The 11,299-nt window shown below is 68.1% G+C and carries 11 protein-coding genes; 4 read left to right on the top strand and 7 right to left on the bottom strand.

The window, feature by feature from the left end; translation table 11 throughout:
* Positions 1–6 precede the first annotated feature (6 nt).
* The 3 genes from U9980_RS01020 to U9980_RS01010 form a co-directional block, all read right to left on the bottom strand.
* A complete protein-coding gene (locus U9980_RS01020) occupies positions 7–1,392 on the bottom strand; it encodes a TadA family conjugal transfer-associated ATPase (protein ID WP_322766274.1) in 1,386 nt (461 codons plus the stop codon).
* Positions 1,389–2,507 (bottom strand): septum site-determining protein Ssd, encoded by a 1,119-nt coding sequence (ssd, locus tag U9980_RS01015; RefSeq protein ID WP_322766273.1) that lies wholly within the window; start codon positions 2,505–2,507, stop codon positions 1,389–1,391. The genes U9980_RS01020 and ssd overlap by 4 nt, the downstream gene beginning before the upstream one ends.
* A 430-nt stretch (positions 2,508–2,937) precedes the next feature.
* Complete coding sequence (locus U9980_RS01010; protein WP_322766272.1) at positions 2,938–3,843, bottom strand: hypothetical protein; 906 nt, start codon at positions 3,841–3,843, stop codon at positions 2,938–2,940.
* A gap of 654 nt (positions 3,844–4,497) precedes the next feature.
* On the opposite strand from U9980_RS01010, the gene U9980_RS01005 reads away from it, so the two are divergent.
* Positions 4,498–4,980 (top strand): phage holin family protein, encoded by a 483-nt coding sequence (locus tag U9980_RS01005; protein ID WP_322766271.1) that lies wholly within the window; start codon positions 4,498–4,500, stop codon positions 4,978–4,980.
* Between the two features lie 306 nt (positions 4,981–5,286).
* A complete protein-coding gene (locus U9980_RS01000) occupies positions 5,287–6,276 on the top strand; it encodes an alpha/beta hydrolase (protein ID WP_322747702.1) in 990 nt (329 codons plus the stop codon).
* A 26-nt stretch (positions 6,277–6,302) separates the two neighbouring features.
* On the opposite strand, the gene U9980_RS00995 is transcribed toward U9980_RS01000, so the two are convergent.
* The 4 genes from U9980_RS00995 to nth form a co-directional block, all read right to left on the bottom strand.
* A complete protein-coding gene (locus tag U9980_RS00995; protein ID WP_322766270.1) occupies positions 6,303–7,487 on the bottom strand; it encodes a MarP family serine protease in 1,185 nt (394 codons plus the stop codon).
* Between the two features lie 20 nt (positions 7,488–7,507).
* Complete coding sequence (locus U9980_RS00990; protein ID WP_322766269.1) at positions 7,508–8,023, bottom strand: cupredoxin domain-containing protein; 516 nt, start codon at positions 8,021–8,023, stop codon at positions 7,508–7,510.
* 63 nt (positions 8,024–8,086) lie between these two features.
* Entirely contained in the window at positions 8,087–8,932 is an 846-nt protein-coding gene (locus U9980_RS00985) for a CoA pyrophosphatase (RefSeq protein ID WP_322766268.1), read from the bottom strand.
* A gap of 11 nt (positions 8,933–8,943) precedes the next feature.
* Positions 8,944–9,669: an endonuclease III gene (gene nth / locus U9980_RS00980; RefSeq protein ID WP_322766290.1), complete on the bottom strand. Its 726-nt coding sequence runs from the start codon at positions 9,667–9,669 to the stop codon at positions 8,944–8,946.
* Between the two features lie 130 nt (positions 9,670–9,799).
* On the opposite strand from nth, the gene U9980_RS00975 reads away from it, so the two are divergent.
* Both U9980_RS00975 and U9980_RS00970 read left to right on the top strand, forming a co-directional pair.
* Positions 9,800–10,036, top strand: a complete 237-nt coding sequence (locus U9980_RS00975; RefSeq protein ID WP_322752935.1) for a hypothetical protein — start codon at positions 9,800–9,802, stop codon at positions 10,034–10,036.
* Between the two features lie 221 nt (positions 10,037–10,257).
* Positions 10,258–10,947: a Crp/Fnr family transcriptional regulator gene (locus U9980_RS00970; RefSeq protein WP_322747713.1), complete on the top strand. Its 690-nt coding sequence runs from the start codon at positions 10,258–10,260 to the stop codon at positions 10,945–10,947.
* Positions 10,948–11,299 lie beyond the last annotated feature (352 nt).

Here is an 11,299-nt window from a genome sequence, read left to right as displayed (position 1 = left end):
CCAGCGTCAGCATCGCTGGCTGCCCGGGGCACTTTCACGAAGCATGCCGGGACGTGGACCGCCGCGTTCGGCGAGTAGTCGATCAAGGACGAGGGCGCCCGCTCCGGCCACAACCACGCTGGCTGTTGCCCCGCGTTCGGGGTCGGGTGGGGTGAGGTGATGCTGGCGTATACGCAGGGCGCCCAGGACGCGGACGAGCCCGCTCTGGTCGCGATACAGTACGCCGATTTCAGTAAGTCTGCGCATTCCATCACGATCTCGGCTGATATGAACGACAGCCTGTACCGCCGAGGCAAGTTGGCTGTGCAGGGCCGCGCGGTCCAGCCCGGCAAGCGCGGCGAGAGCCTCCAGCCGCGCTGGGACGTCCGCCGGCGTATTGGCATGGATGGTGCTCAGGCCCCCTTCGTGGCCCGTGTTGAGCGCGACCAGAAGGTCCACGACTTCGGCGCCGCGGACCTCACCCACGACGATTCGGTCAGGTCGCATCCGCAATGCCTGACGAACCAGATCGCTCATATCGATCCCGCCGGCACCCTCGATGTTGGGTGGACGGGACTCCAGCCGCACGACGTGGGCGAGATCGACGACGAGTTCCACGGTGTCCTCAATGACCACGACACGTTCGCCCGGGTCGACCCGACCCAGAAGCGCGGCCAACAAGGTGGTCTTTCCTGAACCCGTTCCGCCCGTGACCAGTGTTGCCAGGCGAGCGTGGACAAGCGCGTCCAGGACCTCCGCCATGGCGGGTTGTATCGTCCCGGTCGTAACAAGGTCGCCCAGTGTGAAGGGTCGCCGCCTGGGGATCCGCAGCGACAGACACGTCCCTGCTACCGAGACCGGTGCGAGCACCGCGTGCAGGCGGGTGCCGTCACCGAGCCTCGCGTCGGCGAACGGGGTCGCCGCGTCAAGGCGCCGCCCGGTTGCCGCGGCCAGCCGGACCGCGAGGCGACGTACCGCGTCATGGTCGGCAAAGGTGACGGCGCACCGCTCGAGACCGACGCCTCGATCTATCCAGACCTCGTCTGGCCCATTGACCAGAATATCGGTTATGGACGGGTCTGCGAGCAGTGGCTCGAGTGGCCCGGCACCGACAAGCTCCGACTGGAGCGACCGGTGTAGCGCGAGCGAGCCGCTGTCAACCGGTCCGGTTTCCGCCCGGACCGCCATGGCGATGCGCGAGGACGTCAGCGTCCCGTCCGCGCTTGCCAGCCTTCGCCGAATGCCGGCAAGGAGCGCCTCGTCCGGCTGTGTCCCGTCCGTCACACCGCAGGCAGCCGTCGTGCCCGGTGCGCGTCGGACGTGATCTGCTCCGGTTCGTTCGACCGCGATGTCGTGGACCGGATGACCCGGCGTGGCCCCCACGCTCGGGCTGCCGGCCGGATACGTGCTCATGCAGCCACGTCCGCGTGCGCCAGATCCAGGTCGTCGAGGATCCGCCCACTGACCCGGGCCAGCGAGCTCCGGCGGCGGCTACCCGGCGGTTCTCCCCGTTCCAGTCCGGTCGCGAGGCCTGAATCGTGCCTCAGCACCCCGGCAACCGGCAGCGCGAGCGCATCCGAGACCGCCTCGGCATCCAGCCGGGCCGGGCCCGGGAGTCGCACGACAATACGGACGTCCGAACAGTGCCGGTTCGCGGTGTCGCAGATCCGGCCGGCGGCGGCGATGGCGCGGACCTCGGCCGGAACGACCACAATGATCATTTCTGCCACGTGCATCGCCATGGCGGAGGCCTGGTCGGGAAACCGGGGAAGATCGACGACGAGCAGATCCTTACCGCGCCGGACACTGGTCAGCATCGCACTCATGACGGCCGGCGGGATCGCGGTCGGGCTGGTTCTGTCCCAGGACAGCACGGCAAGGTCCCCGAGACAGGGCAGCGACTCGGCCAGCACCCGGCGGGACGTTCGCCCGCGGGCTGCTGCGAGGTCCGGCCAGCGCATGCCTGGTCGATCTTCAATCCCGAGAGCAAGGTCGATCCCCCCGCCGAGCGGGTCGGCGTCCACCAGCACGGTATGGAGCTTCCGGCGCACGGACGCCAGGGTCAACGCGATCGCGAGACTGGTGGCCCCTGCACCGCCTCGCCCACCGATCACGCCCACGACGGTGGCGCGGCGCTGGTCCGGTTCGGTGGCGGTGGCCAACACCTCGACAAGCCAGTTTTCCGCGTCCGGCAGGAAGGCCACATGCTCGGCGCCGAGACGTACCGCCGCCTCCCATACGCCGCCGTCGTCGAGGTCGGAGCTCAGTAGGACCACGCCCGGACGCCGTGGCAGGCCGGCGGCCACGCACGACGCCACCCGGTCGGTGCCGACGACGACGAGCGGGGCGTTGTTCCAGTACCTGCGGGCGAGGTGGGCGTCGACTACGGCGTTCACGGTGACGCCGGCAGCCGCGGCGAGCCGGAGGATGTCGTCGAGCAGCTGTGGATCATCGGTGATGGTCAGCGGCCGGAGGCTCGGTTGGGGCTCGGGTACAGCGAGGGCGAGAACGGGCGGTGCGGACGTCATGGCAGGGCCCTTCCGTCGTCGGGGATGGGGACGGAAGCTCACCATGACGCATATGGGGCTTGTGGAGAATTTTCCCTCCACAAGCCCCATATATGGTCTAATTAAGATTTATACCGACTTGGAGTGCCCGGTACGCGTGATACGGCAAAGTAGGGTACGGCAAAGCAGGGTCCGGCACGAGGTGCCTGGAAGGGAGGCGCCTGGAAAAGAGGTGCCCGGCGACCGGGGGACGGCTCCCGTTTGGGGGGCGTCGCGGGAGCCGTCCGTGGGATCTCGCCGTTAGCCGCCAGGGATCCCACGATTGCCGGACGAGGGCGCGGTGGGCTCGCTCGACACTGCCGATGCGTACCCTTTCCATGGCTGGCGAAACCGTCATCCGGGCGCGGCCGCGGTGTGCCTGGATGACTGATGGTCGACTGGCTGGCGCGCCTCAGCTGGCGCGGGTGATGGCCTCGCAGATGGCGAGGGACTCGCGGGCACCCAGCTCCACGGCCCGTGCATAGTGGATGATCCATTGACCGACGCCCTGGGCGCCCGTTCCGATGTAGGCGCGGACCGCCGCGGCATAGCTACCGGTGGCATTGCCACCTGTGGCGCCGTCGGTGCACGTCTGCCCGCCGGGGATCTGCGCGGCTTCGACGTGCCCGACATCCGTGGCGGTCACGGCCTTGGGGTCCAGGCCCCGGCTGATGAGTACCAGCCGGCCGGCCCCCCGGGCGATGATCCCGTCGAAGGCACCGAACGGGCGGATGGCCAGCAGTTCGCCCTCCACGATCGCAGCCATGATGATCGCCGGTGCGGACGTCTTGGTCACCAGCAGCTGTGTGAGCCCGTCCAGCCGGGCGGTGGCTTCGACGGGTGTCGGTGTCGGGCCGAGGCCGAGGGGATCCGTCGGGTCGGTGTGGCTGCCCGCTACTCGTGGGCGTCCGAGGTCAGCGTCGGTGACCAGGCCGCGCGCGACGAGGACGTGCATCCGGGCGAGTGCCTGGCGGGGTGCCCGATCCCAGGTGTCGCGAAGCGTCCCCAGCTCCGCGTGGAGCCGGACCGTGCCGAGCGTCACCCTGAGCGCGTCGCTGTCGCTGTCGCCGGTCGCAAGCCGGCGATCGTGGCCAAGGTGTTCGCGCAGATCGTCCAGATCGATGTCGTGACCGTCCAGCGCTGCTGATGCGCGCGCGGTGCGCAACGATGCCTCGGCTGTCACCTTGGCGCTGTCGCGGCGCATGACCCGGTGCCGTAACAGGGTGTCCACGGACGTTCGGGCGGCGGTGACCGCGTCGGTGACGCCTGGCAGGGCGGCGAGGCGGGCCACGGGGTCCGGCCCGACTACGGCGGTCATTGCCGGTACGCTACCGCCTACCCGCCCCGTGGATGGCGCCCGCCCCATGGATGAGCAGCAGGGCCATGGCAGGCACGGTGGGTCTCCGGCTGGGTGGGAAGGCCCATGGTCGGTGGTCGATGCGGTGGACATCCGGTGACCGTTGCGCAAGCGGGCGAACGCAATCTCGTCACGGTCCATCTGTCACACTGGCGGCGTCCGAAGGTCCGGGAGAAATTGCCCGGACCGGCCAGGTATGCGCATCACAGCGCGTCTGGGCGGCGGACAAGCTCTGGACGCGGGACACTTCGCAAGAGGGGTCCGCGGCGGGTGATACGGGATTGTCGTACCCCACCCGATCAAAGGATGACATGATCATGGTTTTCGCGCCGCCGGCGGCCCGAGGACTGGACGAACGCGGGGGAGTTGCGGGCCGCCGAGGTGGGCTTCAAACGCGTGCACAACAACCGTGGACGAGCGTTGCGGATGTGTTGACTGTCGCCGATCGGGCACCATCTGGTGACCTGGACGGTATCGGGCGCTGCCTCGTGCCGCGACCTGTACGACCGGTAGTCACCGCTGCGACGGGCAACCCGTGCCCGGTGGGCCGAGGCATGCGGTCAGGAATCGTATCGCGCGCCCGAGGCTCCAGGGCCGCCAGAAGGAGGACCAACGGTGTCGACTCCAACGCAGAACCGACCAGCCACCCGGGAAACGACGCTCGGTGAGCTCGTCGGGCTCGCGGTACGAGACCTGTCGCTGCTCGTCCGGCAGGAGATCGATCTCGCGAAGGCCGAGCTTTCGAAACAGGCGACGTCTGCCGCGCTCGGCGCCGGCTTTCTGGTGGTTGCCGCCGGCCTTGGGTTCGGCGCGCTGATCGCCGTCACGATCGGGCTCGGCGAGCTGTTCACCTGGGCCGGAGTGGAGCGGTTCTGGGCGTACTTCCTGACCGCTCTGCTTTATCTGGTCGTCGCCGGCCTGTTCGGCCTGTTCGGGGCAAAGCGGTTGAAGAAGATTTCGCCGCCTGAGCGCACCTTGCAGACGGTCAAGGAGGACATCGCCTGGCTCAAGCACCCGACGGCAGTCACGGGCACCGGGGCAGGCCACTCCAACGGGCACGTGTCCGGTAACTCGCGGGACTCGGTGCCCATCCCCTGAGAGCCTGTTCTGAACCTCCTACCCGGGCGATCAACATCTCCTACCTGGACGATCAACGACCGGACGCACCGGCTGCGTTGCCGGCCAAAGCGATATCACCCATAGTGATCACACAAAAATCTCATAATGATCAAAATCAGACGGTAGTAACATGGAGAAGGCGCGGAAGGAACATATCGGGCATATGGAAGACGCGCTGGGGGCCGCGCGCGGGACCGGTGTCGGCAAGCTGGGCGGGCGTGGATCGATCGAGCCGCGAGCAGGAGCGTCCCCGTTGTCGGGCGCTCTGAGTAATTCTGAGATGCGATGGAGGCCGCCGTTCCAGAGCTTAGCGCCGTTCTTGTAGACGGTCCGTGGCAGCATCGTGACGTATCCGCGAACGGCACCCGCCTGCACGTGGCCGAACTCGGCGACGGCCCGCTGGTGCTGTTGCTGCACGGTTTCCCGCAGTTCTGGTGGGCCTGGCGCCATCAGTTGACCGGCATCGCCGCGGCCGGGTATCGGGTGGTGGCTGCGGACCTGCGCGGCTACGGCGCCAGTGACAAACCGCCGCGCGGGTATGACGCATTCACCCTGGCCGGCGATGTCGCGGGTCTGGTCCGGGCGCTCGGCGAACGGGATGCGGTGATTGTCGGGCATGACTGGGGGGGCGTTGCGGGGTGGACGACGGCGGCGTTTTTTCCACGGCTGGTCCGTGGGCTCGTGGTGCTGGCGATGCCCCACCCGCTGCGGGTCCGCCATGAGATGGTGGCCAGCCCACGACGCCAGGGCCTCTCGGGCCGGCATCTGATCACGTTCCAGCTGCCGTGGCGTCCAGAGCGGCAGCTGGTCGCCGACGACGGCGCTTATGTGGGGCAGCTGTTGCGGTTGTGGGGCGGTCCGGGCTATCCCGACGCCGAGATGGAGCGCCGCTATCGTGAAGCGATCCGCATCCCCGGGGTTGCGCACAGTTCCATGGAGTACCACCGGTGGGTATTCCGGTCGCTGTTCCGGCCGGACGGTGCCCGTTTTGCAGCGGCGCTGCGCCGCGAGTCGGTGACCGCGCCGACGTTGCAGCTACACGGTCGCCTCGACCGGTGCATGCTGGCGTCCACCGCGCAGGGTTCCGGACGTTATGTCAGCGGTCCCTACACCTGGAAGCTGCTGGACGGGGTGGGGCACTTCCTGCCGGAGGAGGCACCGGCCGTCATCACCGATGAGATCCTCACCTGGCTCGCACATCAGGAGACCGGGGTTCAAAAACGGGCACAGAATACTGTTCTGGACCAATCTGCCAGTCGCAGTCCTACCCCCTAGGGTCTGTCCGATGGATATTGCAGGCCCTAGTCGCAGCCCTGGGTGCTGACAGCGGCGGTCGCGACGCGGCCGGCGTTCGCCGAGGCGTCCACCTCTGCGCTGGTCAGCGCATACCCGGTCTCCGAGTCGTTCGTCGCGGCGGCGAACACGACTCCGAAGACAGTTCCCGTCTCGGACAGCAGTGGTCCGCCCGAATTACCCGGCAGCACCTGGCCGCGGACGGCGTAGATGTCACGCAGCACCGTGCCCTGTGAGTAGATGTTGGGTGCTTTGGCGGTCTGCCGGTTGCGGATGCGTGCCGCCGCGGTCGTGTAGGGGCCGTCCTGCGGGTAACCTGCGACAACCGCATCGTCCCCCGCATGGCCCGCCGGGTTGGCCTGGAAGGCCAGCGGCGTCCGATGCAACCCGGGCACGTACAGAACCGCGATGTCGGTGTCCGGGTTGAACAACACCACCCTGGCCGCCATCATGGTGTTGCCGACTTCGACCTGCGGCCGCGGCACTCCGGCGACAACATGGGCGTTCGTCATCACCCGCTCCGGGGCGTAGACGAACCCGGAGCCCTCGACCTGTTTGGAACATGAGGGCGCGACACCCCGGACCTTCAGGATGCTGGCAGACGCCGCCTGCACGCCGGTGGTGGTGGCAGCCTGTGCGTCCGGTGGTTCGACCGGGATGATCCGGCCGCCGCCGAGGCTGGCGAAGACTTCCGGGAAGCCCTTCTGGTCGGCAAGCTGGCGGAGGTCCGCGAAGGCATTACGAAAAGTGTCCGGCATGGCCCCGTCGACGGTCCTCAGCACCGCTGATCGGCGGACAAGTTCGGCCAGCGAGCTGAACGGGGATCGGTCGATGGCCGTCGCCAGGAGCCAAGCCACCAGCAACACCGAGATCCCCGAAAGCAACGCGCCGGCTACCGAGTCGACGGTCTGGCCGGGGCGCCAGGTGAGCCGGTTGCGCAGCGCAGCACCGATGGCGGTGGCGGCGATCTGCCCGATCAGGGCGAGTACGAGGACGACCAGGATGCCGACGACGGCACCGTTGGTCTCGGCTCCGATCAGCCGCGCGAACGGCGCAGCGATGTTCGCGCCCAGCACGCCGCCACCGAGAAAACCGACGAAGGACAGTGCCCCGACGACGAAGCCCTGCCGGTAGCCGGACACGCCAAAGACAATCACCGCAACGAGCAGGATGATGTCGAGCATGTCGAACATGTCTGGCGGCCTGCTATCCGTTAGCTGATTGTTAGTGTGCCACGCATGTTCGGGTGGATCGTGCAGACGAACGGGTACTGCCCGGGTTGATCCACTGTAAATGTCACCGATCGCGGTGTATCCGTCGAGGCGTAGTTGGTTCGGGCGGCCGGAATCGTCGGGATCACGAAGTTGTGCAGCGGAGAGCCGCGTTCGACGGTCAGGTTCACCGTGATTTTTCCGGGTTTCGCGATCAGTGTTGAGGGCGAGAACTCAAGCGATGCGGTGCCCACGACGTCGAAGATCTGGACACCATTTTCGATCTTCGGTGTGACGCTCAGTGTGGCCGTGGCCGTACCGGCTGCACTGGCCGAACCGGCCGGCTGGTCGCTTCCGCAGCCGCTGAGGCTGAGGCTGAGGAGCAGCGCCGCAAGGACGACGCTGATCGCAGCGCGACCAACGCTCGGTCCCATCCGGATGCCGGCCGGACGCCTACCGGGCACATCGGATCGGGGCTGCGGGCGCCGGGAACTGCGCGGGCCCGTCGTTGCGCTCATGCTTGCCTCCGGTCATTCATCGAGCTGCCTGACCGTATCGCCCGGGTGCGCACTCATTCGGAGTCACCCGTCGGTTCCGGCGCCCGACTGGCGGTGGGCACTGCGGTGGGCACTGCGGGTGGGCACTGACATGACAGGTGCGGGAGCCTCGACCTGCTCGGCCGGGAGCCATGGGCGCTCCCAGCCGCCCATCCGCAACAGCGCGTCGAGCAGTCCGCCGGTGAAGCCCCAGATGAACATGTCGTGGGCGCGGAATGCCGGGCCCAGATAGCCGGTTCGCGCGTGATGGACCAGCAGCCGGTTCGCCGGATCCGCGAGTGTCGCTACGGGTACCCGCGCGACCGACGACGTCTCGTTCGGGTCCATCGCCGCCACCGGGCACGGCGTGTGCCACCACGCCAGTACCGGCGTGACCAGGAAGTGGCTGGGCGGCAGGTAGAGCGCGGGGCCGGTAGCCACCACCCGGACACACTTCGGGTCCAGTCCGACCTCCTCGTGTGCCTCCCGCAGCGCGGTGGCGGCCGGGGAGACGTCGGTGGGGTCGGTGGCGCCGCCGGGGAACGCCGGCTGGCCACCGTGGCTGCGTAGATCGGGCGCACGCTGGATGAGCAGGATGTCCGCCCCGTTCGGGCCGTCTGCGAGCACCATGAGGACGGCCGCCGGCCGGGCGTCGCCCGCAGCCGGTGCCCGGGCGCGGGAGAGATCGTCGGGACGGGCCGCACTGAGGGCTTCGGCCAGGTCGGTGAGCCAGCCAGGCTGGTCAGGCCCGGCCGGCACAGCGGGCCGGCCGAGCTCGACGGAGCGTTCCGGCGCGGCACCCCCGGCGGCCGGCCGTGCGGTCGGAACACCCCGAGGGCCCGGTGCCGGTCGGGGAGTTTCGGATCTGTCCGGATGCGGTCCGGTGCTCAACTGAGGGCTGCTCAACTGACCGCTTCGACGGCCCCGCGGACGAGCCGCGCGGCGTCCTGCGGGGTGGTCGGGCCGAGGCCGAACGAGGGGCACAGACGGGCGACACCGCACGCTCCACATGCAGGGCGGCGGGAGTGGCAGATCCGTCGACCATGAAAGATCATCCGATCGGAGGCGATCGTGTAGTCGCGCCGCTCGAGGAGTTCGGCGAGGTCGCTCTCGACCTTGACCGGGTCGGTGTTGGCGGTGAGGCCGAACCTGCGGGACAGGCGCCCGACGTGGGTGTCCACCGTGATCCCGGGTATGTCGAAGGCATGTCCGAGTACCACGTTGGCGGTCTTGCGACCAACACCGGGCAGGGTCACGAGGTCGTCGAGGCGGCCGGGCACGGTGCCGGCGAAACGGTCGACCAGAGCGGCGCCGATGCCGATGATCGAATGTGTCTTCGCTCGGAAGAAGCCGGTCGGCCGCAGGACGGCTTCGAGCTCCGCGCGGTCCGCCCCGGCGTAGTCGCCGGCGCTGCGATACCGCGCGAACACGGTCGGCGTCACCTCGTTGACCTTCTTGTCCGTGCACTGCGCGGACAGGACCGTGGCGACGAGGAGTTCGAGCGGGTTGCCGAAGTTCAGCGCGATCCGGGCATCCGGGTGGAGTTCACCGAGCATCCGGACGATCTTACGGGCTCGGCGTGTCCGCGCCAGCGGGCTTTCCGTGGCGGTGTCGACGACGGCGGGCACGTTCCCAGGGTAGCGGGCGAGCCGATCACACCAGCCGTCGGTCGGCGTGGCGGATGTGTCCAATGTCGCAGGACACATCCAGACCCCACGTGTTGGTTACGCACAGTCGTCCGTCACCATAGTGCCCGCCATGTTTCTGATTGCCGCGATCTCCTTCCCCCTCGTGCTGCTCGCCCTGCTGCTGGCCATGGAGCGGGTCGAGCGCCCCCTGCGTGCCGCCGATACGGGGCAGGGCTTGGAGGGCTTCCTTGACAACGCCCGGCCGGACGAGGTGAGCACCTTCGTCTCCCAGGGTCTTCCGGTGGCGCTGGAGCGCTACCGCCGACGTTTGCGGCGATCGCCGCCGGGTAAACATCGAGCGGTGTGAAGGTGGCCCACATTTGGACTTCTGTTGATTTTTCTCGTTTTTCTGACTACAGAGCGTTATGCATCCTCTCGGTGTGTGCCTGTATCGGCGCATGATCCTGGCTGCGGGCGGGCTGGTCGAGCCTGAAATACCCCGATTGGGCGGACCTGTTCAAGACCCGACAGCCTGTCACGGCTTTCAGGTCGTGCCCTTTGGCTCCACTCCTGGCATGCTCGGACGCCGTGGACGATCTGCTTGCCCGTGTTCCCATGTTTGCCGGCCTATCCGAACAGGATCGGCAGGCCCTTAATGATCATCTCGAACGCCAGAATGTTACCCGAGGCGACGTTCTGTTTCGCGAAGGTGAAACCGGAGATCGCGTTTTCGTCATCCTCGCAGGAAAGGTCAAGATCGGACGCGCCGCACCCGACGGCCGTGAGAACCTCCTGATGGTGATGGGTCCCGGGGACCTCTTCGGTGAACTGTCGTTGTTCGATCCGGGCCCTCGCACGGCCAGCGCGACCGCGGTGACCGACGCATCGTTGGTCTCCCTGGAGCACACCGCGCTGCGGCCGTGGCTGGCCACCCGCCCCGAGGCGGCGTCGCTGCTGCTTCGGGTACTGGCACAACGCCTGCGGCGAACCAACGACTCCATGGCCGACATGGTGTTCACCGACGTGCCTGGACGAGTGGCCAAGGCCCTTCTTGATCTGGCTGAACGGTTCGGCGAACCGGCTCAGCCAGGCAACGAGGCGGCCGGGGTCCGCGTCGAGCACGGCCTCACCCAGGAGGAGCTCGCCCAACTGGTCGGGGCGTCCCGCGAAACGGTCAACAAGGCGCTGGCGGATTTCGCCACCCGCGGTTGGCTGCGGCTGGACTCCCGTGCGGTCGTTCTGCTTGACCGGGAACGGCTCGCCCGGCGCGCTCGCTAGATCCGGCCTGAAGGGGGCACAGGCCGGCCCGCATCCCACACCAGCGGGTCCAGACAGCGCACCTGTGCGCTGTCTGGACCCGCCTTGACACCTGAGCTGTTTTTACACCTGAGTCGTCGTGAGACCCGAGCTGCCGGGTGACCGCACCGCTTCGAGATCGGTCCGATCCGACACTTTGCGCTTGATCCACCACTGTGTACCCGAGCTGCTGCTTTGAGCGCCTCTGTTGCCGGTAGCGCTACGCTTGTCCGCTCGGCTCCGCGGCCAGTCTGGGGATGATCGGTGGGGACGTCGGGGGTATGGCCAGCGGCGCCGTCGGCGGCCCGGTCGGTTGCCCGGCTGCCTGCCCGGC

Source organism: Protofrankia sp. Cr1 (genome assembly GCF_963555865.1).
Taxonomy (GTDB): Bacteria; Actinomycetota; Actinomycetes; order Frankiales; family Frankiaceae; genus Protofrankia.
Note: the sequence above shows the minus strand (reverse complement) of the source record. Positions and strands in the feature narration are given on the sequence as shown.